A 20,466-nucleotide genomic window follows, 5' to 3' on the forward strand; every position below is an offset into this window, starting at 1 on the left:
TGTCACACCTCTGGGATCGCTCCTTACGCTTTAGCAGAAAGGGATGACATACGCCGACCAGTGGATTGGGCAGAATCGGACACAGGGCTACCGCATGACTCGGAGCCGATCCACAACAGGGATGTAACCAGTGATTGATGCCTTCAAAACCAGTGTCGAAGCCACCGGGGTTTGTATCGAACAGGAAATCAGAACGTTCGAGTTTGAAACTCGACAGTCAATATTGCTTCACAAGCTCGCCGAAGAACTGGCAAACATGGGCGGGCCGCAAGCACCCGGGACCAAATCCAGAGCCTGCATGGCCGCCACTGAATTAGGACTCTCGTTTTCGAAGCACCAACGCGAAATACTGGACGCCTACTCCGATGGACTATTTTGCGCGTTGATTTTTGAACGGCTGCAAAAGATCACCGACTCCAGCCCCCCGAATCAACTGCCAGAACTGGCGTTGCTGGAAAATCGTCACGACGTGCTTTGCCTGGCTGCACGTAATCAGATCCTGTTGAAACTGGTGGATAACGAGGCTTTTGCCTATGACATGGACAACGAGGGGAAACTGGTCAGACTGGTCGCCAACTTCAAGGGTGGCGGGCTCAACAAAATCAATGCCGAGCCAGATCTCAAAGAACTGAGTTCCCACTCCGGCCTGGCTCTTGGGCCGCATACCGAGGCGCCTTACTGGTGTGCGGTCAACGCGAAAGGCGGGCGTTCGCCCTCCCCATCGTCGCTGATACTTTCAGCCTTGTGGAATCCGACTCTTGAACCTACACGGGTCATCCCGCTACCTCCCATACTCGAAAAAATTGGCGTCGCCAATTGCCTCGCCTTAACCACGGATAACTTCCAGTTCACTCGAAGTGACTCCTTTGTCAGCGGCAAAGGGGAAGATGGCCGTCACGTTTCGATTCTGCAATTCGACGACAAGGTGGGGTTCGCAGCACGGTTTAACTCGTACCGTTTTTCAGTCGATAGCAACGTCTCGCCGATTGTAAAAACCGCTTATACCGCCCTTTGCCGAAGTCTGGAAAAAGCCACTCCGTTCGCCTACGCGTTGACTCAGGAATCGGCCATGGTCATTAACAACATCCGCGCTTTGCACTGCCGCGATGTCATCCAGGACAATCGACGAGTCCTCGTTCGCATTTTCGGAATTTCAAAATTCTCCTCATCCATTGTTCTTTCGGATGACCCGTTACTGCTGCAAGGCTGAGTCACAAGCGTTCAGGCTGCCGATCAATTCGCCATGTAATTGGCCAATCACCAGAAAAGGAATTTCAATGTCTTGGGACATCATTGGCATGCTGGCGCTCGTCGCTTTTTGCGCCGGTTTTTTTGATGCGATTGCCGGTGGTGGAGGGTTGATTACCTTGCCGGCCTTGTTTCTTGCGGGTGTAGATCCGATCAGTGCCATTGCAACGAACAAGTTCCAGGCCGCCTCGGCAACTATTTCAGCAACCGTCACCTTTGCTCGCAAAGGACTGATCGAGTGGCGTGAGGGCCGCTTCCTGGTTATCTGCGGATTTATTGGCGGTGCCAGCGGAGCGTTGCTGGTCAGTTCTATAGATAAGCGCTACATGGAAGTCTGCGTACCTATCATGCTGATTCTGGTGGCGGTCTATTTTGCGCTGTCTCCAAAACTTGCCAATGAAGGCCGCCGCAAGCGAATCGGCATACTGCTTTTTTCATTCACCGTTGCGCCGATCCTGGGCTTTTATGACGGCGTATTTGGTCCGGGGGTGGGATCGTTCTTCCTCGTCGGATTCGTTCTGCTCTGCGGTTTGGGCATGATGCGGGCCATGAGCTTCACCAAACTGGCCAACGCATCATGCAACCTCGGCTCACTGGCGGTCTTCATCACCAAGGGCGTGATTATCTGGCCGGTAGCCATAGCCATGGCTTTGGCGGCGTTTGTCGGTGCCCAATTGGGCGCACGAGCGGCAGTCAGGGTCGGGCCGCGGTTGATAAAGCCGATGTTGATCGTGGTCTGCTGCGCATTGGCGATCAAGTTGCTGAGTGTGGAAACCAATCCTTTACGCATTGCGATCCTGCAGACATTGGCCTTGTCTTGAGCATCAAACCTCCAGCCAAATACTGAAAACCCTGAACCGCAAGGTTCAGGGTTTTCTATGCCTTCGATTTGCTCATCGATTGGCAAGTGCCCTCGCTTCTCATGTCGCATGGGCGCACGTCCTGTCAGGCGTACTGAAAAACTCGCCAATTCTGTATCTCTCCCCGCACCGAAAACTTAGCCAGCATTGCAGCATCCCTCCTGCGGACAGACTCACGGTCAGTTAAGGAAAACATTGGTATGGCTGCGCTCTTGTTGCAAATGTCACCCATCGGTCTGGTGATCGCGCTGATTCTCGTGATGCGCCGGCCTCCGGTACAAGCTGCGCTGTCGGGCGTTGCGCTGGTATTTCTGTTGTGGACTGCAGGCGCCGCTGGTGCGCTGACCGCTGCTATCTCGTCGGCGATCTTTCACGACACCATGATCCTGTTTCTCAGCACCGCTTGCGTGATTGTGCCGGGACTGGCCTTCGTCATTCTGGTGGAGCGCGGTGGCGCGCCTCAGGCGATTGGCGCCTGGGTCAAGGAGCTTGGCTGGACACCGCCGGCGCAGGTGATTTTCATCGTGCTGGGTCTGGCTCCGTTGCTTGAGGCAATGACCGGATTTGGTGTTTCGCTGATCGCCACCGTGCCGCTGCTGATGGGTTTGTTCAGCCGCCAGGCCGGGATGAAAATCGCCCTGGCCGGCATGGTCATCATGCCATGGGGAACCCTGGGTCTGGCGACCGTGATCGGCTCGCTGCTGGCGCACATACCCGCTGAAACTCTTGGCAGCCATTCGGCGCTGATCAGTGCGCCGGTGTTCCTTTGCCTTGCCGCCATCGCCATGTGGCAGGCAGGCATTCGCACCGTCACCCCTTGGCTCGGACTGCTGTTGGTCACTGCGCTATTCGTTGCGGTGCTGTTTTCCATCAACCTGTGGATCGGGCCTGAAGTCTCCGGTGTGCTGGCCGGCCTGGCGGTTGCCTGCGCAGGTTTGGGGATCTCCTGTGCACAGCGCAAAAAACTGGTGCGCTGGCCGAGTGCGGCGTGGCCGTATCTGTCGTTGCTGGGCGTCATCGTTGCATCACGCGGGATATTTTTGCTGTCGGGCTGGGATGGACTGTGGGTCATCAAAGGCGAGCATGTTTCCTGGAAGCCGCTGGCATCCCCGGGATTGGCTCTACTGATCGTCACTTTGCTGATGTCGGTCAAGCAAGGCGCGACCGCAGGATTTCCATGGGCCTCGTTGTTCAAACGAGCCAAATTTCCGGTGACGACGATTTTTCTGTTCCTGCTGCTTTCGCAGGTCATGGTCAAAGCAGGTTTTCTGGTTGAGGCGCAGCACACGCTGCAATCGCTGTCTGGGATTTCACTGGCGCCGACGATTGCCTTGCTGGCGGGTATCGCCGGTTACGTCACCGGGTCGAACGTCGGCGGCAACACCCTCGTCATGCCGTCCATCGCAGCGCTGACCTCGGAGCACGGCGCGTGGCTTGCCGCGATGGTCAACAGCGCTGCCGGACATGGCGCGCTGGGATCGTTATCGATTCTGTCGCTGATTACCGGGCTGGCGGGTGCCAACCGTCAGGAAGAGCACAGCCTGATTCGATTCGCCTTCAGCCTGGTTTTCCTCAACATCGTCATTGTTGCTGCAACGGGGGGCGCTTTACTTTACTTTCTCTGAATTGTTTCCCGGAATGCCTCAGAGAACTTATGGACAGGTTTGATATTCCCGATAAGCGCTGGCGAATCGTCAAGGACTGGATTGTTCGTCAGATCGCCAGTGGAGAGTGGCCAGCCGGATCGAAGCTGCCGTCGATTCGCGCCATGAGCCGAATGTTCGAAGCCAGCATCACCACCGTGCAACACGCTCTGGCTGATCTGGAGGCCGATGCCTATGTCTCGACCATCCCCCGCGTCGGCTATTTCGTCACTGCATCGGGGCAGCCAAAAACCGCCAGCGGTTTTGACTTTTCCAGTGTCACCGTCAACGTCAATCACGCCGTGGTCACGATGCTCGCCCAAGCGGCTTCGCGGAAGACCGCCTCGTTGAATTCCGCCGTCCTGCAGAGCGAACTCACTCCACACGTCCTCCTGAACAAGTGCCTCGCCGCGCTGACCAGCAAAACCGACAACTCGTTGACCGCACTGGTGGCGCCGCCCGGCTTGCCGGCACTGCGCCGACGAATTGCCGGGCTGATGCTGACGCGCGGCGTGGTCTGCGGGCCGGACGATGTCCTGGTGACGTCGGGTGACACCATCGCGCTGGAACTGGCGCTAGAAGCCATCGCGCCAAAGGGTGCAACTGTCGCTATCGAGACGCCCACCTACTACGGAATTTTGCAGACCATCGAGCGCCTCGGCATGCGCGCCTTGCCGATTCGTACCCATGGCGAACATGGCATCGATGTCGATCATCTCGAAGAGGCATTGAAACTGAAAAAGGTCTCGGTGATCTTTCTCAACCCAACCCTGCAGAACCCTCGCGGTTTCATCATGCCCGATGCCACTCGCGCCCGGCTTTCACAGGTCGCTCGCGAGGCTGACGTGCCGATTATCGAGGACGATATCTTCTTCGATCTGGTGCCGGAGGGTGAACGCCCACGCGCCATCAAGAGCTACGACACCAGCGGGCAGACGATCTACTGTTCGTCCTTCTCAAAAACCGTCGCCCCGGGTTATCGCGTTGGCTGGTGTGTTGCCGGCAAGTATCGGGACGCGATTCTGGCGCAAATGTTCTCGCGCAATCTGGCGGTTTCCAGCCTTGCGCAAAATGTGCTCAATGAATTTATCGGGCGCGGCTACATGGACGAACACTGCAACCGGTTGAGAACACAACTGGCGTCGATTGGCGGCTTTTTTGCGGCACTGGTCAAAACCGACTTCCCCGTCGGTACAGTTTATGTTCCGCCACGCGGCGGATTTATCCACTGGATCGAATTGCCGTTGCACACCGACATGACGGCGCTGGAAAGCCTGGCCATCGAACGCGGTTGTCACGTGGCCGGTACCGGGATCTTTTTCGCCGATGGGTATGCGACCACAGGAGTGAGAATCTGCCTGGGGATGACTTTGTCTGCCGATGTCATAGCGATTCTGAAAGTGATTGCTGAGTGCGCGCACCTTGCAGGCAAATCTACGGATACGCTCACGCTGTCTGCGCAAAGTGCAGAGTTCGCGGGTTGCTGACCGCGTAAGGACCTTGCAGAGCACATGAATCAGAAAAGAACCCGCGTCCGCCTGCCCCATCCGCCAGCGCCTCAGGAAAGTCTGCTATCGAGGGGACTGACGATCATGATCAGCGTGTTCCTGATCTTTACCGGTGCACTGCTGAGTTACTCGGTGATCGACGGGCTGATCCACGACTCGATCACCACCGCCACCCGTGGCGGACCGGCCAAGGTCTACACCCTTGCCGGCCAGCCGCGCATGTACTGGTTTCATATTGTCTGGGAAGGTTTCTTCGCATCAGCGCTACTGGCCGCAGGCTTGATGTGGCATCGGCTGACCCGAATCGGCAGACCTGCGACCAGCCCCAAACGCAACGCCAATAAGCGCTAGCTGTTGTCGTTCCAGTGGAACACCAGATTGCGTGCGGCACCGCTGCCGATGTCGGCGGTATCGTGGCGTGTCACGCCATCGCGGGTGGCGGTTACGGTGTACTTGCCGGGCGGCAACTGCACGTAAACCAGTGGGCCGGCCTGACTCAGATTAAACACGGTCTGGCCCGGAGCTTTGCTGATGACCACATCGACATCGGGAATGTATTCGTTGCCCGTACCGACAGAGAAGGTCATGTGCAGGTTGTAACCGGTGGTTTGCTGAATGGCTTTCGACTCATCCAGGCCGATTCCGCCGGACAGATAGTTGATGCCGTTTTGCTGTTGCTGCTGGACCTGCACGCCGGCGCTGTCAATCGGTTCAAGGCTGGCGGCCTGCAACATCACAGGGCACATCAGCAGACACACGGCGGTTACAGACAGCATGAGTGAATGGGTGGTTTTCATGATGGCGACTCCCGGGTTTGGCAAAACCCAATCGTTACTCTCTTTGGATTTTTGCTTTGGCCTCGGGTTTTAGAATGATTGGAACTTGGACGGCGTACGAAATGGACTACAGACCTCGGCATTCATCGCTCGATTCACGGGCAACTTCCTGCAAAAGCAATCCCGTCTTCCTGCTACATAACCCGTAACACCCGACATCCAGCACGATGATCTATTGGCATGCTCTGTGTTCCGTTTCCCCTGTCATGGAATACCGATGAGCCAGTTAGATTCTGTCGATAAACAAGACCCGAAAATCGATTCACTGCTGGGCAACCTCGGCGTGCTCATACGCCAGGCACGGCAACAAGTGCTGCGCGCGGTCGATACTATTCAAGTCCAGACTTGCTGGGAGATTGGTCGGCATATTGTCGAGTTCGAACAGCAGGGAGCCCAGCGTGCGGGGTATGGCAAACAATTACTGGCCACGCTGGCGAAAGAACTGACCGGGCAGTTCGGAAAGGGCTTTGACGCCTCCAATCTCCGATATATGCGCCTTTTTTATCAAGCGTTTCCAATTCGTGACGCACTGCGTCACGAATTGAGCTGGACCCACTATCGCAGGCTGTTACGGGTACAAAGCGAAAAGGCTCGTCAGTGGTACATGGACGAAACCGCGACGCTGAACTGGTCAAGTCGCGCCCTTGATCGCCAGATCAATACGCTCTACTACGAGCGACTGCTCATGAGTCGCGACAAGGCCAGGGTGATCGAGGAAGCAACGACCAACATCGAAGCCATGAAATGCAGTCCGCGTGAGTTCATTCGCGACCCCGTCATGCTCGAATTTCTCGGACTGCCTTCAGCAGGCAAGGTCAAGGAAAGTGGTCTTGAGCAAGCCTTGATCGATCACCTGCAAGGTTTTCTCCTTGAACTCGGCAAAGGCTTTTCCTTTGTCGCTCGCCAGCAACGGATCAGTAGCGATGACGATGATCTGTACATCGATCTGGTGTTCTACAACTACCTGCTCAAGTGCTTCGTGATCATTGATCTAAAACGCGGCCGTCTCAGCGCCCGCGATGTCGGGCAAATGGACATGTATGTACGCATGTACGATGAACTCAAGCGCAGTGAGGGCGACAAGCCAACGGTCGGCATTATTCTGTGCGCCGAAAGTAACGATTCGGTTGCCCGTTACTCGATGCTCAAGGGGAATGAGCAACTGTTCGCCAGCAGTTACAAGACGATCCTGCCGAGTGAAGAAGAGCTTCGCGCAGAACTCAATCGAGAGCAGGCCTTGATCGAAGAACGCATGCTCACCCAATCCACTGAATAACAACTGCGGATTGTTCCCTAGCGGCGCTGGGACTATCGTTGGCAGCTAACCGCGAAGGTCGAGAGCCATGAGTTTTCAGGACACGCCAGAACTGGAAGGCATTCAACTAAAACCATCAACGGCATCAGCAGCGCAGGACGAACCCTTCCAGGAACTCGCAGCCGATGGCTTTGCCCTTGGCGGTTTCACCTGGCGTCATGCCCTGCCCGATACGCAGCGCGCCGTGGTGATCATCAACGCCGCGACTTCGGTGCGTTGCCGTCATTATTCGCGTTTCGCCGCCTACCTGTTCGCCAACGGCTTTGACGTGATCATTTATGACTACCGCGGCATCGGTGAATCCCGGCCCGGCTCGATGAAGGCGCTCAACGCCTCATGGACGGATTGGGGCGCGCAGGATTTCGAAGCAATGCTCAAACGCGTGCAACGGGAGTTTCCCGGTCAGCCGATTGATGTGGTCGGGCATAGTTTTGGCGGTTGCGCGGCGGGGCTGGGAGAATCCGGGCAGGTCATTCGTCGGCTGGTGACGGTCGGCGCGCAGTTCGCCTACTGGCATGACTATGCGCCGGAGCATCGCTGGCGCATGTTCGGCAAATGGCATCTGCTGATGCCGCTGGTGACGCTGATCTGTGGTTACTTTCCCGGCAAGCGCCTCGGCTGGCTGGAAGATACGCCAGCCGGCGTCGTGCGCGACTGGAGCACCCCGACCGCCCGCTACGAGCAGCGCCCAAGCGGTCGCTCGCTCCACAATCGAGACGTTCGACTGCCCTTCGCCAACGTCCACGCACAGACCCTGGCGATCAGCATCAGCGACGACCCTTACGGTACGATTCCGGCCATCGAACGTCTGCTCGACTACTTCAGCAACGCGGCGAAAACCCACCTGCGCATCGAGCCGCAGGACATCGGCGAACAACAAGTCGGACATTTCGCCTTTTTTCGTAGCGCATACCAAGCCACACTATGGCCCATCGCTCTGACCTGGCTGCAAACCGGCGAACTGGCCCCCGACACACCCGGGCGGCAAGTGCCGCGCAGTTGAGCCCATTTCACGCACGACGGAACAACACCATGGCCTCCGCCAACAAGCAGCAAAAACGCGCCACCCGCGCCAAAGCCAAGGCCAAGCAGAACCGCACCAAGCGTGCCGAGGCGCCGGTCGAGCTGGACCCGAACGATGATCGCATCGACTTCGAATCGGTGGACCTGACCGAACTGTTCAAGAAAATGATCGACGCCGAAAAGATCAGCCAGCAAGCCCTGTGCATGGCATTCCTCGAAGACCCGCTGCTGGAACTGGTCTACGAGCAGGAAGGCGAAGAAGGCGCGATGGACTTCATCCTCGCCGCGCTGATCGAGTACCGCCAGTGGTCGAAAGAAACCGACGAAGCCGGCGCACTCGCCTGGATCGAATCCGCGGCCTTCCAGGCCGACTATGTGGCCGCGTCCGACGCAATCGCCGCACAAACCCAACAGAAGAACTGAGTTCCCATGGCATCCCTGAACAAGCAACAGAAACGCGCCAAACGCGCCAAGGCCAAAGCCAAACAAATCCGCATGGTCGGTCGCAAGCCGCTGGATCAGGACGACGACCTCGGCCACCTCGCCGAGCCGATCCCGGAATACACCCTGGCGATGTTCAGCAAAATGCGCGACGCCGAAGCCGTCAGCCGCAACGAAATGCTGCTGACACTGCTGCGGGAGCTGGCGTTCATCATCGTTGACCATCCTGAACTGCTGGACATGGAAAACGCCGATAACGAAGGCATGGCCGCCACCCACCTGGCCGCCGACATGCTGATCGACTACCGCATGTGGGCCGACGGCATGGATATCGAAGCCGCCCAGGCCTGGCTGAGCGAGCCGCAGTTCATCACCGACTTCGGGGTTGCGCTGGATACTTACGGGAAGTCGCTGGAAGAAGATAGCGAACCAAAAGCCGAGTAACTTTTGCGCTTGGCGCTCACGCATGGCTAAGAAAAGGAGGTCAGGTGAGGAAGACAACTTGTCTGATCGGGCCTTGCGATAACAAGGAACAGCCGGCAGCCGCAGTACAGGCTTCAATACTCGAAAGCGGTCCTGCTACCGCTCTCAAGGAAACAACTTGGGATGAATGGTTCGGCGAAGAACAATGCAGCTCAGACTTTATGCTACTGCGAGAGCAAAGCTGATTCTGGATCTGAAGCAGGCAATTATTCTGTCACCGCTAGTAAAAACAAAAACGGCCGCTTGTCATCACTGACAGCGGCCGTTTTTGCATTACATGTTACGGATCAGTTCAACACCACCGCACCACGCTTTTCCAGTTTGCGGCGGCGTGCCACCAGTAAACCGGCAGCCACCACCAGCAGGCTCAGCAGGCCGGTCGCGAGGATTTCCACGCGGTGGGCTTCCTGGAACAGCATGATGGTCAGGGCAGCGATGATGAAGGCGATCACCGCGTAGGTCAGGCCGGGGAACAGCCACATGCTGAAGACGATTTTCTCGCCGCGTGCCATGCGTTGTTTACGCATGCGCAGTTGCGAGAAAGCGATCACCAGGTACACCAGCAGCGCGATGGCGCCGGAGCTGGCCAGCAGGAATTCGAACACCGCAGCCGGGGCCACGTAGTTGGCGAATGTGCACAGGAACGCTGCGCCGGTGGACAGCATTACCGCCCAGTAAGGCGTGCCGCTTTTGTTGGTGCGCGTCGACATGGCCGGTGCGTCGCCGCGTTTGCCCAGCGAGAACAGCATGCGCGACGAGGTGTAGAGGGCCGAGTTCAGGCAACTGGTCACAGCGACCAGAACCACGATATCGACAATCATTTTCGCGTTAGGGATGCCCATACGGTCCAGCACGGTCTGGTAGGAACCGAGGTTGGCCAGCGTAGGATCGTTCCATGGCACCAGCGCCACAACGATGAAGATCGATACGAGGTAGAACAAGCCGATCCGCCAGATCACCGAGTTGGTGGCCTTGGAGATTTGCTTGCCGGGGTTCTTCGATTCGGCGGCCGCGATGGTCACGATCTCGGTGCCCATGAACGAGAACATCGTGGTCAGAATCGCGCCCAACACTGCGCCCATGCCGTTTGGCAGGAAGCCGCCGCTGTCGAACAGATGCGAAACGCCGCTGACCTCGCTGTTCGGCAGGAAGCCGAAGATTGCCGCGATACCGAGCCCGATGAAGCCGATGATCGCCAATACTTTGATCAGGGCGAACCAGAATTCGAATTCACCGTAATTCTTCACGCTGAACAGGTTGGTCACTGTCAGCAACATGGTGATGATCAGTGCGAACGCCCAAATGCCCACACCCGGGAACCATGCATGGAGAATGGTCGCGGCGGCGTTGGCTTCCAGTGGAATCACCAATACCCAGAACCACCAGTACAACCAGCCAATGGTGAAACCGGCCCAATGCCCGATGGCACGGTCGGCGTAAGTCGAGAACGAACCGGTGTCCGGCGAGGCGACAGCCATCTCACCGAGCATGCGCATCACCAGCACCACCAGCGTACCGGCGGCGGCGTAGGCCAACAGCACGGCTGGGCCTGCGGCAGCAATTGCATGGCCGGAGCCAACGAACAGACCTGCGCCGATAACACCGGCGATCGACAGCATGGTCACATGACGCGGTTTGAGCCCCTGTTCGAGGCCATTGGAGCTTTGGGTACTGCTCATCGGAACTACCTTTGCGAGGAAAGCGATTACGTCCGACCTGTCTGGTTTTCCTTCTCGTAAAAAGAAACCAACAGGGCGTTCCGGATTCTGCACGCAATAATTGCGCCAAAATGTTTCAACTTGTTCAGGCCCGCGGCTTTGCGCGCGACCGGACAGTCATCGCAAGTCCTTGGAATTAATGGCTATTCGCCAGAGCGTTACCCTGCGACTCACTTTTCAAACGAATCAGCGCACCAGAAACACACTGAAAAAGTGTGGGATGCACAATAAAAGTGCGATTCAGGTACGTTGGGTCGGTTAGCGCTTCCAACACCCCGCCAAAGCTGGCAACATCGCGCCCTTTTTTACGCGACACCCACGGGAATCCACACTCAAACACCCGTTCGGTTGTTGATGGGGCGACAGTCTGCTGTGCCGATGCGACAACCTGCCACACGCCACCCGTTAACCGCCCGCAGCGCTGTTGGCTGCCATTGAAACGCTATGCTAGCTTGGCCGCCTCGCCAGGAAGGCCAGCCAACAGCAGGAGCGCAACATATATGAGGAACGCACATGGCTGAGGCCACGCCCGCGCTTGAAATCCGCAACTTGCACAAACGCTACGGACAGCTTGAGGTGCTCAAAGGTATCTCGCTGACCGCCCGCGACGGCGATGTGATCTCGATCCTCGGTTCCTCAGGTTCCGGCAAGTCCACGTTCCTGCGTTGCATCAACCTGTTGGAAAACCCGCATCAGGGCCAGATCCTGGTCGCCGGGGAAGAACTCAAGCTCAAGGCCGCGAAGAACGGCGAGCTGGTCGCCGCCGACGGCAAGCAGATCAACCGCCTGCGCTCCGAGATTGGTTTTGTGTTTCAAAACTTTAATCTGTGGCCGCACATGAGCGTGCTCGACAACATCATCGAAGCCCCGCGCCGCGTACTCGGCCAGAGCAAGGCCGAAGCGATCGAAGTCGCCGAAGCGTTGCTGGCCAAGGTCGGCATCGCCGACAAGCGCCACGCCTACCCGGCGCAATTGTCCGGTGGTCAGCAACAACGCGCCGCCATCGCCCGCACGCTGGCGATGCAACCCAAGGTGATTCTGTTCGACGAACCCACCTCCGCGCTTGACCCGGAAATGGTTCAGGAAGTACTTAGTGTCATCCGCGCATTGGCCGAAGAAGGCCGCACCATGCTTTTGGTGACCCACGAAATGGGCTTTGCCCGTCAGGTCTCCAGCGAAGTGGTGTTCCTCCATCAGGGGCTGGTGGAAGAGCAAGGATCGCCTCAGCAGGTGTTTGAAAACCCGCTTTCGGCGCGCTGCAAACAATTCATGTCCAGCAACCGCTAACGGAGCAACATGCATGCAGAATTTTAAAAAGGTCTTCCTGGCCGCCACCGTCACCCTCGCGTTCAGCGCCGGTGCCATGGCCGAAACCTTGAAGATGGGCATCGAAGCGGCTTACCCGCCATTCAACAATAAAGACGCCAGCGGCCAGGTTGTCGGCTTCGACAAAGACATCGGCGACGCCCTGTGCGCGAAGATGAAAGTCGAATGCACCGTGGTCACTTCCGACTGGGACGGCATCATTCCGGCCCTGAACGCGAAGAAATTCGACTTCCTGATTTCCTCGCTGTCGATCACCGAGGAGCGCAAGGGCGCGGTCGACTTCACCGACCCGTACTACTCGAACAAGCTGCAGTTCATCGCACCGAAAAATGTCGACCTGAAAACCGACAAGGACTCGCTCAAAGGCAAAACCATCGGTACCCAGCGTGCCACTCTGGCCGGTACCTGGCTGGAAGATACCTACGGTGATGACATCAAAGTCAGCCTCTACGACACTCAGGAAAACGCCTACCTCGACCTGACCTCCGGTCGTGTCGACGCGATCCTCGCCGACAAGTACGCCAACTACGACTGGCTGAAAAGCGACGCGGGCAAAAACTACGAGTTCAAAGGCGCTCCTGTCGTTGAAAGCGACAAGATCGGCATCGCTGTGCGCAAAGGCGATCCACTGCGTGAGAAGTTGAACGCTGCTCTGAAGGAAATCGTCGCCGACGGTACCTACAAGAAGATCAACGACAAGTACTTCCCGTTCAGCATCTACTGATCCTGACCTGCGGGACCGGCGCCGTGATCCGACGGCGCCGGCTCCCGGCCTTGCCTGCCGCGATTTGAAAAGAAATCCATGATTATCGACCTCTACGGATTCGGCCCGGCCCTCGCTGCCGGCGCGCTGATGACCGTCAAACTGGCGCTTACGGCCCTGTGCCTGGGACTGGTGCTCGGTCTGCTCGGCGCCTTGGCCAAGACCTCCCCGTACAAGCCGTTGCAGTGGCTTGGCGGTACTTATTCGACCCTGGTGCGTGGCGTCCCGGAATTGCTCTGGGTGCTGTTGATCTACTTCGGTACGGTCAACCTGATGCGCGCCCTCGGTGAGTTTTTCGGCAACCCCGACCTTGAACTCAATGCCTTCGCCGCCGGCGTGATTGCGCTGGGCCTGTGCTTCGGCGCCTACGCCACGGAAGTGTTCCGCGGCGCGATCCTCGCCATTCCCAAAGGTCACCGTGAAGCAGGCGTGGCTCTGGGCATGTCGAAATGGCGGATCTTCACCCGGTTGATCATGCCGCAGATGTGGCGCATCGCCCTGCCCGGTCTGGGCAATCTGTTCATGATCCTGATGAAAGACACCGCACTGGTCTCGGTCATCGGCCTTGAAGAAATCATGCGTCACGCGCAGATCGGCGTGACCGTGTCGAAACAACCGTTCACCTTCTATATGGTCGCCGCGCTGATGTACCTGGGTCTGACGGTACTGGCGATGACCGGCATGCACTTCCTGGAAAAACGCGCCGCCCGCGGCTTCGCGAGGAGCGACTCATGAACTGGGAAGTCATCATCAAATGGCTGCCGAAACTGGCGCAGGGCGCACAACTGACCCTGGAGTTGGTGGCGATTGCTGTGGTCGTCGGCTTGCTGCTGGCGATTCCGCTGGGCATCGCCCGCTCTTCGAAGCTGTGGTACGTGCGCGCTTTGCCCTACGCCTACATCTTCTTTTTCCGTGGCACGCCGCTGCTGGTGCAACTGTTCCTGGTCTACTACGGCCTCGCGCAGTTTGACGCCGTCCGCGCGAGCGCAATGTGGCCGTACCTGCGCGATCCGTTCTGGTGCGCCACCGCGACCATGACCCTGCACACCGCCGCGTATATCGCCGAGATTCTGCGCGGCGCGATCCAGGCAATTCCACCGGGTGAGATCGAAGCCGCGCGGGCGCTGGGCATGTCCAAGCCGAAGGCGATGTTCTACATCATCCTGCCGCGTGCCGCGCGCATCGGCCTGCCAGCCTACAGCAACGAAGTGATCCTGATGCTCAAGGCCAGCGCGTTGGCCAGTACGGTGACCCTGTTGGAACTGACCGGCATGGCCCGCACGATCATCGCCCGCACCTACCTGCCGGTAGAAATCTTCTTCGCTGCTGGCGTGTTCTATCTGTTGATGTCCTACGTGCTGGTGCGCGGCTTCAAGCTGCTGGAGCGCTGGTTGCGCGTCGATGCCTGCCAAGGGCGCTGAAACTTCCCACGTGCTGACGGGTGAGGAACTACTCGCCCGTTTCAGCGCACTGGATGCATTTCTTACAACGCATCAGGCGCTGTGGAAACCTCGACCGTTCACTCATCTGCATCTCCCATGGGAAACCTCCTACCCGCAGTTGGCCGCATGGCTACGCGCCCGTTCGCTGGAAGACGCGGAAAACGCCCATAACCACCCCGCCGACTTGCTCGATGCGCCGGAGCCTTTTGCCTCATTGGCGGCGTTGTCGGCTAAGTTGAGTGCAGTGGGTGAACTGCCGGCGCATGCGCTGGAGGCGGCGGGCCACCGATTGAACGTCGATGTCCCGGGACGCAAGTGGCAGCAGATCGAAGCGTTTTCGAGTCGCCTGACATTCGCCGCGCAACCGACCCATTGGCTGGACTGGTGCTCCGGCAAGGGCCACTTGGGGCGTCGCCTGCTCGGTTCCGGCCAACAACTGACCTGCATCGAATACGACCCTGCATTGGTGGTGAGCGGTCAGGCATTGAGCCAGCGTCATCAGTCGCACGCACTGCACGTTGAACAGAATGTCCTCGCGCCAAACGCAGCATCGGTACTGAACGCCAGACATACACCCGTCGCCCTGCACGCCTGCGGCGACCTGCATGTACGGCTGATGCAACTGGCCAGCGCTGCCGGATGCCAACAAATGGCAATTGCCCCTTGCTGCTACAACCGCATCAGTCGCAGCGAATATCAGGCATTGTCCTCGGCCGGTTTACGCTCGTCCCTACAGCTTTCGCTCGAAGATCTTGCCCTGCCAATGAGCGAAACCGTCACCGCCGGTGCACGCGTCCGACGCCAGCGCGACACCTCAATGGCCCGGCGCCTGGCCTTCGACCTGTTGCAACGGCAAGTACGCGGCATCGACGAATACCTGCCCACCCCTTCACTGCCCAGTGCCTGGCTGGACAAACCGTTTGCCGACTACTGCCAGGATCTGGCCGCACTCAAAGAGTTATCCACAGTCGGCACGCAAGATTGGCCGGCACTGGAGTCCGCCGGCTGGCAGCGGTTGGCCGCAGTGCGCAACCTGGAACTGCTGCGCGGATTGTTCCGACGACCACTGGAGCTTTGGCTGAATCTGGATCGAGCACTTTTCCTCATCGAAAGGGGCTACGTCGTACGCCTCGGGACCTTCTGCGACAGCGCACTGACTCCGCGTAATTTTCTGTTGCTGGCAGAGCGCGCTTAAACCTATACAGCCTGTGGATAACTCTGTTGATGGAATTGTCGCGGATCCAATATCTACGGCTGTTTCACCATCGCAACAGCGCTGTTCATTTTTTGTTCATATAAATAAAAAACCTGCAAAACAGCGATTTGCGAACAAAATGAGAACGGCTCCACAAAATCGGGCTTGGGGCTGACTTGCGGCTAATCCGTTGTGCATAAGGTTTCGATCAAAAGGGCATAACCGGAGAGTTTTTGGGGTTTTCAGAGGGGTAATCTGGACCCTGCCACCAAGTTGGTTACATCGCCAAGAAAGCGATTCAGCAGCGCTCGCTATTGCACCGAACTCGTCGAATTTTAGAATCGCACAGGGCAAAACAAGCCTGATTCAGACCTTCGTAAAAATAGTCTGAATTCAGGGGTTTACAGAACCAACCCAATCGCTATAATCGTCGCCCACAACGCCGGTATAGCTCAGATGGTAGAGCAACTGACTTGTAATCAGTAGGTCCCGGGTTCGATTCCTGGTGCCGGCACCATACAAAATGAAGCCCCTGCAGAAATGCAGGGGCTTTGTTGTTTCTGGAGTGTCCACATTTTGTCCACGCTGAACCTCAATGGGCCCAAGTGCACTGCCTATTGCGCATTCTCAGCAGGCACTTTGAAATTATTGCCCAGCCATAATTTTCACTAATACTCCCCCGCCACTACCTGGCCACGATTGCGCTCCCCCCCTCCCCAAGCTACCGTCTAACCCGTCGCTGCCAATTCAGCGACCGGGCCTGAGAACCCGAGTAAGATGCAGGCGCACAAGCGCCCCACCACGTTTGCCGGCGCTTTTTTTGTGCTCGCATTTCCGTGTAATGGCGGCTGTGCGTGGGAGACCTTCGGGTCTGCCGGGTTCCTGTATCTCCGGTTTCTCAGCCTGCGCATAGCTGCCACCCTCTCGCCTGAGAACGGAGGAGGTAGCGCTCATTTGAGACAGGGAGTTTCACAAATGAACAGCATCAATCCGTCAAAGTTCTGCACACCGGTCATTCCTTTCCACCGCCCAGCAAACGGCAGGTGAATCCCATGACCGATCTCCAGGATCTGAAAACCCCCGGCCTCACCCATTTCTCGTACCAATCCAACCACGCACTGTTTCGCACCAGCGCCGGCGTCCCGGTGACTACAGCCCTTTCCCATGCCTCGCATTTGCTGCACATCTCAAAACTGCTGACGTCGGATACTGACGTGGCACGCGACCCAGACCTCCACGCCTGTGCCTCGCAATACTTGCAGGAGTTAAGTAAGGCGTTGATCGATGACGCGGTAAAAGTGCTGGGCACGCCAAGTCCAAAGCTCTAAACCGTCGCCCACAAAAAAGCCCTCGCATCGCTGCGAGGGCTTTGTAAAACAGCAACGATCAGTGCCCCGCGCTCTGCCCACCATCCACATGCAGAATCTCGCCCGTCACAAACGCCGCGTTATCCAGATACACCACTGCCTGCGCAATGTCCTCAATCTCGCCCATATGCCCGACCGGGTGCAGCGCGCCCAATGCTGCGTGGGTTTCTTCGCCATGCATCGGGGTTTTGATGATGCCCGGCGATACTGCATTCACCCGAATCCCGCGTTTGGCGTATTCGATGGCCAGGGATTTGGTGGCGGCATTCAGGCCGCCCTTGGTCAGGGAGGCGAGCACCGATGGCACGCCGTCGATGGCGTGGTCGGTCAGGCTGGTGGTGATGTTGACCACGTGGCCCTGGCCCTGTTTTTCCATCTCGGCGATGGCCAGTTGGGTGATGTAGAAGAAGCCGTTGAGGTTGACTGACAGTACCGTTGCGTAGTCTTCCGGGGTGTAGGCGGTGAAGGGTTTGGCGACGAAGATGCCGGCGTTGTTGATCAGTGTGTCTATGCGGCGAAGCGGGCGACGCCTTCGCTGATCACGCGCTGAGCGGTGGCTGGATCGCCGATGTCACCGGCAATGGTCAGAATTTGCGGATCGCTCGATGCTTTGATCGAACGCGATGTGGCGACGATGTTGTAGCCCAGTTCGCGGAAGGCTTTGACCATACCGTCGCCCAGACCTTGGGAGGCGCCGGTGATGACGACGGTTTTCTTGAAGTTGCTCATGATGGGTTCCTCAATCAATAAACCAGAGTTTTGAATGCGCGCAGGCCAGCGTCAGGACTTGTCGCGCTCTGCCAGTTGCCGGCGGTACTCGGTGGTGGAGATGCCGGCGTAGCCCCAGTTGTCGGTGTCGACTTCTTCGATGACGATGTGGGTCAGGTCCGGGCGTTTGTTGAGGACGCGTTCGAGGGTCTCGGTGATTTCGGCGATCACCTGGGCTTTTTGCTCGCGGGTAACGCCATCGCGGGTGATGCGTACGCTGACAAAGGGCATGACGATTTCTCCAGTGACCTGCCTTCGGGATGAGGGTCAGGTGTTGGAGTTCAATGTAGGCGTGGGGCGGGAGGGGAAAAAGTAGGTGCGGGGTACTTCATTTGTGATGCGGTGTAATCAATCCTGCCGACAGAATCGAAAGCGGCGTTGGTGTTTCAGACCTGACTGATCTCAAACACGATCGAGATCTTGCGCTGACTCGCGCTCCACACGTAACGCAGATGTTTACCCTGTCTCGGGATCGACACCGCTGGCGGCCGGAACGCCGCAACACATTCATGGCCTGACAGACGCACACTGTTGTAGAGCAGACCCCACGACGAACTCTCGCGCAGTTGTCGGGCGAAGGCCTGGCACGGGGCATAGGCCTCGGGATCGGCATTGTGCAAATGCGCATAGCCGTGGCGAACGTCATGCAGCGGTTTGATCACGCGATTGATGTAGGTGCGCATGGTCAATTCCAGATCGGCCTCGTGGGTGGCGGCGAGGAAGCGTTCCTGGTGGTAACAGGTTTCGGCGATGGCGGCGGCCTGGCTACTCGCGGCGTAATAGACGCCGAAGGTGCCATCGGTGAAGCGGCTGGATTTTCCGATGTGGGTGAACGCGGCCATCACCGGCGTTGAGCCAGGACCGGAGAGACGATCTTCAGGCCGCACTCTCGCCAGCACGCCAGCCTGTTGAATCAAGCGATCATTGGTCAGCGCCTCAATGGCGTAGGCGATTTCCAGGTCCTCGGGATCGAGCACGTCTTCAAACAGCGCAATCGGCGGAAAGCTGCTGTTGACGATCCGATAGGCTCGCGGCCACTGCGCCTCGGCCAGCTCCGGCGCCTTCAACCGCGCACCCCGTCGAGGTAACGGCGTACATCGGCGATGTCCACCACCCGCCCGGCCAGCATGTAACTCAGCGCGGTCTGGCCATTGAACGGTGCTGCGTCGTTCGGGCTGCTGACCCATGTGTAGGCGCGCTCACGGCTGTTGCTGAAGATGATGCTCAGCGCCTTGTGAATCCCCATCAGGTAGGAGATGCGCTCAAGGGTGTCATGGGGCAGACGGATATTCGGCGGCAGGTGTTTGTACTTGTAGAACGTGGTGTTGCCGACGCCGCCGAGCAGTGTGCGTTGTTGCTCGGCGTTACAGCCCCAGCGCTCCATGAGGTTGAAGAAAAACTTCAACGCAACGCGGCCGGCTTCGGGGACGTCGAGTTGTTCGCGTGGGGGTGGGCTCGAAGTGGGTGATATGAAAGGCATGAGTTTCCTTCCGAAATTGTGGCGTACTTTGATACTAGTACAGATCCGAACACTTCTTTAAATTTAGTCCGCGTATGTACAATCGGTCATGCAAAAGCACGATTGACACGCCTGCGATTTGTGACAGAGAATCAAACCAAGAGCGCGAAACCGACTGCCTTCAGGTGGCGATAGTCGGCGTTAGGAACCCCGTTGATGGCCTGAAAATCAGCGCTCGGGTGAGACCTCTTTTTTCTGCTTTAGAACGTACCTATCAAGCATGTTTCAAAAAAAGAAGCCGACAGCGATGTCGGCTTCTTTGTTTCTGCGTTATTTGAATAATTCAGAGTGAGTACCGAGATCGACAAATGTAAGACGATCCGGACTTGAGCTCTCATAGATCATCAGGAAATCGCCGCCAATATGGCACTCGCGAAATCCAGACCAGTCTCCTGTCAGAGCATGATCCAAGTATTCTGCTGGTAAGGGCTCGCCCAGAAAAAGCATCACCATCACCCTTCGAACTTCGTTCATATCGCGCCGTCCGGCACGCAGGTATCGATCCCAGGACTTCTTAAATTCGGACGTTTGTGCGCATTGTCGCGGTCGTTCAGCGCGCTTTTGCTTTTTCTCCGTTTTCGCCATCAGCAGCCCTTAGCATGTCGTCTACAGAGTCGAAGCGCTGGCGAATATCTCGAGCTTCACTCATGGCGCGCGCTGTCTTTTCAGAAGGAACTCGCACCTCGAAGGGTAAACCCTGAGTCACAACGACCTGCCGGAGAAAAAGGCGCATGGCATCGCTTAGGCTCAACCCGCAAGCGTTCAACACTTCAGTGGCACGCGCCTTCAAATCCTCATCGATGCGGCAACGCACATCCGTGGTTTTAAGCAGTGCAGTCATGTTGAGAACCTCATCGTTATTTATGTAGCTACATCAGCGCTACCTCTGCATTGTTATCGGGAGACTGGTTTTCGGTCAATCGCTTGTTGATCGGCGGGGCTGCATCGTCGTAATTCGCCTTTCTGATTGCTATTTTCATCTGCCCCAACCAACCCCGACAATCAGTCCAA

Annotated in this window: 22 protein-coding genes, 1 tRNA gene and 1 pseudogene; 16 read left to right on the forward strand and 8 right to left on the reverse strand. The window is 57.5% G+C overall.

All coding sequences use genetic code 11. The features are described 5' to 3' along the window. Positions 1-130 precede the first annotated feature (130 nt). From ACTWLJ_RS05330 to ACTWLJ_RS05350, 5 genes are all read left to right on the forward strand, one after another. The gene (locus ACTWLJ_RS05330; RefSeq protein WP_445180121.1) at positions 131-1,210 is read left to right on the forward strand and encodes a hypothetical protein; all 1,080 of its coding nucleotides are present in this window, start codon (positions 131-133) and stop codon (positions 1,208-1,210) included. A 67-nt stretch (positions 1,211-1,277) separates the two neighbouring features. Then, positions 1,278-2,069, forward strand: coding sequence for a TSUP family transporter (locus tag ACTWLJ_RS05335; protein ID WP_401219884.1), 792 nt, complete (start codon positions 1,278-1,280; stop codon positions 2,067-2,069). 239 nt (positions 2,070-2,308) lie between these two features. After that, a complete protein-coding gene (locus ACTWLJ_RS05340) occupies positions 2,309-3,733 on the forward strand; it encodes a transporter (protein ID WP_445180122.1) in 1,425 nt (474 codons plus the stop codon). 29 nt (positions 3,734-3,762) lie between these two features. Further along, positions 3,763-5,238 carry an aminotransferase-like domain-containing protein gene (locus ACTWLJ_RS05345; protein WP_445180123.1) on the forward strand — a complete coding sequence of 492 codons (1,476 nt, stop codon included), beginning with the start codon at positions 3,763-3,765 and terminating at the stop codon, positions 5,236-5,238. A gap of 24 nt (positions 5,239-5,262) precedes the next feature. Next, complete coding sequence (locus ACTWLJ_RS05350) at positions 5,263-5,610, forward strand: hypothetical protein (RefSeq protein WP_445180124.1); 348 nt, start codon at positions 5,263-5,265, stop codon at positions 5,608-5,610. Here ACTWLJ_RS05350 and ACTWLJ_RS05355 read toward each other — a convergent pair. Next, complete coding sequence (locus tag ACTWLJ_RS05355) at positions 5,607-6,056, reverse strand: carboxypeptidase regulatory-like domain-containing protein (protein WP_445180125.1); 450 nt, start codon at positions 6,054-6,056, stop codon at positions 5,607-5,609. The two genes, ACTWLJ_RS05350 and ACTWLJ_RS05355, sit on opposite strands and share 4 nt — an antisense overlap. Positions 6,057-6,312: 256 nt before the next feature. Here ACTWLJ_RS05355 and ACTWLJ_RS05360 point away from each other — a divergent pair, with 256 nt between their 5' ends. The 4 genes from ACTWLJ_RS05360 (at position 6,313) to ACTWLJ_RS05375 (ending at position 9,318) form a co-directional block, all read left to right on the forward strand. Further along, positions 6,313-7,371 (forward strand): PDDEXK nuclease domain-containing protein, encoded by a 1,059-nt coding sequence (locus tag ACTWLJ_RS05360; protein WP_445180126.1) that lies wholly within the window; start codon positions 6,313-6,315, stop codon positions 7,369-7,371. Between the two features lie 67 nt (positions 7,372-7,438). Then, positions 7,439-8,413 carry an alpha/beta hydrolase family protein gene (locus ACTWLJ_RS05365; protein WP_445180127.1) on the forward strand — a complete coding sequence of 325 codons (975 nt, stop codon included), beginning with the start codon at positions 7,439-7,441 and terminating at the stop codon, positions 8,411-8,413. Positions 8,414-8,442: 29 nt separating this feature from the next. Then, a complete protein-coding gene (locus ACTWLJ_RS05370) occupies positions 8,443-8,856 on the forward strand; it encodes a hypothetical protein (RefSeq protein ID WP_401219911.1) in 414 nt (137 codons plus the stop codon). 6 nt (positions 8,857-8,862) lie between these two features. Further along, positions 8,863-9,318 carry a hypothetical protein gene (locus ACTWLJ_RS05375; RefSeq protein ID WP_401219914.1) on the forward strand — a complete coding sequence of 152 codons (456 nt, stop codon included), beginning with the start codon at positions 8,863-8,865 and terminating at the stop codon, positions 9,316-9,318. 326 nt (positions 9,319-9,644) lie between these two features. On the opposite strand, the gene gabP is transcribed toward ACTWLJ_RS05375, so the two are convergent. Beyond that, on the reverse strand, positions 9,645-11,036 hold the full coding sequence (gene gabP, locus ACTWLJ_RS05380; protein WP_445180128.1) for a GABA permease: 1,392 nt from the start codon (positions 11,034-11,036) through the stop codon (positions 9,645-9,647). Positions 11,037-11,588: 552 nt separating this feature from the next. On the opposite strand from gabP, the gene ACTWLJ_RS05385 reads away from it, so the two are divergent. From ACTWLJ_RS05385 to ACTWLJ_RS05415, 7 genes are all read left to right on the forward strand, one after another. Continuing rightward, positions 11,589-12,362, forward strand: a complete 774-nt coding sequence (locus ACTWLJ_RS05385; protein WP_025110949.1) for an ABC transporter ATP-binding protein — start codon at positions 11,589-11,591, stop codon at positions 12,360-12,362. A 13-nt stretch (positions 12,363-12,375) separates the two neighbouring features. Next, positions 12,376-13,125 (forward strand): ABC transporter substrate-binding protein, encoded by a 750-nt coding sequence (locus ACTWLJ_RS05390; RefSeq protein ID WP_445180129.1) that lies wholly within the window; start codon positions 12,376-12,378, stop codon positions 13,123-13,125. A gap of 78 nt (positions 13,126-13,203) precedes the next feature. Beyond that, a complete protein-coding gene (locus ACTWLJ_RS05395) occupies positions 13,204-13,899 on the forward strand; it encodes an ABC transporter permease (RefSeq protein WP_401218096.1) in 696 nt (231 codons plus the stop codon). Continuing rightward, positions 13,896-14,585, forward strand: coding sequence for an ABC transporter permease (locus tag ACTWLJ_RS05400; protein ID WP_401218093.1), 690 nt, complete (start codon positions 13,896-13,898; stop codon positions 14,583-14,585). Before ACTWLJ_RS05395 ends, ACTWLJ_RS05400 begins: the two co-directional genes overlap by 4 nt. Further along, a complete protein-coding gene (locus ACTWLJ_RS05405) occupies positions 14,566-15,801 on the forward strand; it encodes a methyltransferase (protein WP_445180130.1) in 1,236 nt (411 codons plus the stop codon). Before ACTWLJ_RS05400 ends, ACTWLJ_RS05405 begins: the two co-directional genes overlap by 20 nt. A gap of 441 nt (positions 15,802-16,242) precedes the next feature. After that, positions 16,243-16,318 (forward strand) — tRNA-Thr (locus ACTWLJ_RS05410). A 535-nt stretch (positions 16,319-16,853) separates the two neighbouring features. Then, a complete protein-coding gene (locus ACTWLJ_RS05415) occupies positions 16,854-17,129 on the forward strand; it encodes a DUF3077 domain-containing protein (protein WP_445180131.1) in 276 nt (91 codons plus the stop codon). A gap of 58 nt (positions 17,130-17,187) precedes the next feature. Here the strand turns inward: ACTWLJ_RS05415 and ACTWLJ_RS05420 are convergent. The 6 genes and pseudogenes from ACTWLJ_RS05420 to ACTWLJ_RS05445 form a co-directional block, all read right to left on the reverse strand. Continuing rightward, positions 17,188-17,897: pseudogene (locus tag ACTWLJ_RS05420) on the reverse strand (SDR family NAD(P)-dependent oxidoreductase). A gap of 51 nt (positions 17,898-17,948) precedes the next feature. Beyond that, positions 17,949-18,167: a tautomerase family protein gene (locus ACTWLJ_RS05425; RefSeq protein WP_401218082.1), complete on the reverse strand. Its 219-nt coding sequence runs from the start codon at positions 18,165-18,167 to the stop codon at positions 17,949-17,951. Between the two features lie 155 nt (positions 18,168-18,322). Then, positions 18,323-19,003 (reverse strand): RES family NAD+ phosphorylase, encoded by a 681-nt coding sequence (locus ACTWLJ_RS05430; protein ID WP_445180132.1) that lies wholly within the window; start codon positions 19,001-19,003, stop codon positions 18,323-18,325. Beyond that, on the reverse strand, positions 19,000-19,416 hold the full coding sequence (locus tag ACTWLJ_RS05435) for an MbcA/ParS/Xre antitoxin family protein (protein ID WP_401218074.1): 417 nt from the start codon (positions 19,414-19,416) through the stop codon (positions 19,000-19,002). The genes ACTWLJ_RS05430 and ACTWLJ_RS05435 overlap by 4 nt, the downstream gene beginning before the upstream one ends. A gap of 309 nt (positions 19,417-19,725) precedes the next feature. Continuing rightward, positions 19,726-20,040, reverse strand: a complete 315-nt coding sequence (locus tag ACTWLJ_RS05440; protein WP_445180133.1) for a type II toxin-antitoxin system YafQ family toxin — start codon at positions 20,038-20,040, stop codon at positions 19,726-19,728. Next, positions 20,006-20,296 carry a type II toxin-antitoxin system RelB/DinJ family antitoxin gene (locus ACTWLJ_RS05445; RefSeq protein ID WP_445180134.1) on the reverse strand — a complete coding sequence of 97 codons (291 nt, stop codon included), beginning with the start codon at positions 20,294-20,296 and terminating at the stop codon, positions 20,006-20,008. Before ACTWLJ_RS05445 ends, ACTWLJ_RS05440 begins: the two co-directional genes overlap by 35 nt. Positions 20,297-20,466: the final 170 nt, after the last annotated feature.

Source organism: Pseudomonas sp. McL0111 (assembly GCF_052567255.1).

Bases quoted from the DNA above. Each gene is read 5' to 3' on its own strand.
- ACTWLJ_RS05335 (WP_401219884.1), top strand. From the start codon at position 1,278: ATGTCTTGGGACATCATTGGCATGCTGGCGCTCGTCGCTTTTTGCGCC.
- ACTWLJ_RS05340 (WP_445180122.1), top strand. From the start codon at position 2,309: ATGGCTGCGCTCTTGTTGCAAATGTCACCCATCGGTCTGGTGATCGCG.
- ACTWLJ_RS05345 (WP_445180123.1), top strand. From the start codon at position 3,763: ATGGACAGGTTTGATATTCCCGATAAGCGCTGGCGAATCGTCAAGGAC.
- ACTWLJ_RS05350 (WP_445180124.1), top strand. From the start codon at position 5,263: ATGAATCAGAAAAGAACCCGCGTCCGCCTGCCCCATCCGCCAGCGCCT.
- ACTWLJ_RS05355 (WP_445180125.1), bottom strand. From the start codon at position 6,056: ATGAAAACCACCCATTCACTCATGCTGTCTGTAACCGCCGTGTGTCTG.
- ACTWLJ_RS05360 (WP_445180126.1), top strand. From the start codon at position 6,313: ATGAGCCAGTTAGATTCTGTCGATAAACAAGACCCGAAAATCGATTCA.
- ACTWLJ_RS05365 (WP_445180127.1), top strand. From the start codon at position 7,439: ATGAGTTTTCAGGACACGCCAGAACTGGAAGGCATTCAACTAAAACCA.
- ACTWLJ_RS05370 (WP_401219911.1), top strand. From the start codon at position 8,443: ATGGCCTCCGCCAACAAGCAGCAAAAACGCGCCACCCGCGCCAAAGCC.
- ACTWLJ_RS05375 (WP_401219914.1), top strand. From the start codon at position 8,863: ATGGCATCCCTGAACAAGCAACAGAAACGCGCCAAACGCGCCAAGGCC.
- gabP (WP_445180128.1), bottom strand. From the start codon at position 11,036: ATGAGCAGTACCCAAAGCTCCAATGGCCTCGAACAGGGGCTCAAACCG.
- ACTWLJ_RS05385 (WP_025110949.1), top strand. From the start codon at position 11,589: ATGGCTGAGGCCACGCCCGCGCTTGAAATCCGCAACTTGCACAAACGC.
- ACTWLJ_RS05390 (WP_445180129.1), top strand. From the start codon at position 12,376: ATGCAGAATTTTAAAAAGGTCTTCCTGGCCGCCACCGTCACCCTCGCG.
- ACTWLJ_RS05395 (WP_401218096.1), top strand. From the start codon at position 13,204: ATGATTATCGACCTCTACGGATTCGGCCCGGCCCTCGCTGCCGGCGCG.
- ACTWLJ_RS05400 (WP_401218093.1), top strand. From the start codon at position 13,896: ATGAACTGGGAAGTCATCATCAAATGGCTGCCGAAACTGGCGCAGGGC.
- ACTWLJ_RS05405 (WP_445180130.1), top strand. From the start codon at position 14,566: ATGCCTGCCAAGGGCGCTGAAACTTCCCACGTGCTGACGGGTGAGGAA.
- ACTWLJ_RS05415 (WP_445180131.1), top strand. From the start codon at position 16,854: ATGACCGATCTCCAGGATCTGAAAACCCCCGGCCTCACCCATTTCTCG.
- ACTWLJ_RS05425 (WP_401218082.1), bottom strand. From the start codon at position 18,167: ATGCCCTTTGTCAGCGTACGCATCACCCGCGATGGCGTTACCCGCGAG.
- ACTWLJ_RS05435 (WP_401218074.1), bottom strand. From the start codon at position 19,416: ATGCCTTTCATATCACCCACTTCGAGCCCACCCCCACGCGAACAACTC.
- ACTWLJ_RS05440 (WP_445180133.1), bottom strand. From the start codon at position 20,040: ATGGCGAAAACGGAGAAAAAGCAAAAGCGCGCTGAACGACCGCGACAA.
- ACTWLJ_RS05445 (WP_445180134.1), bottom strand. From the start codon at position 20,296: ATGACTGCACTGCTTAAAACCACGGATGTGCGTTGCCGCATCGATGAG.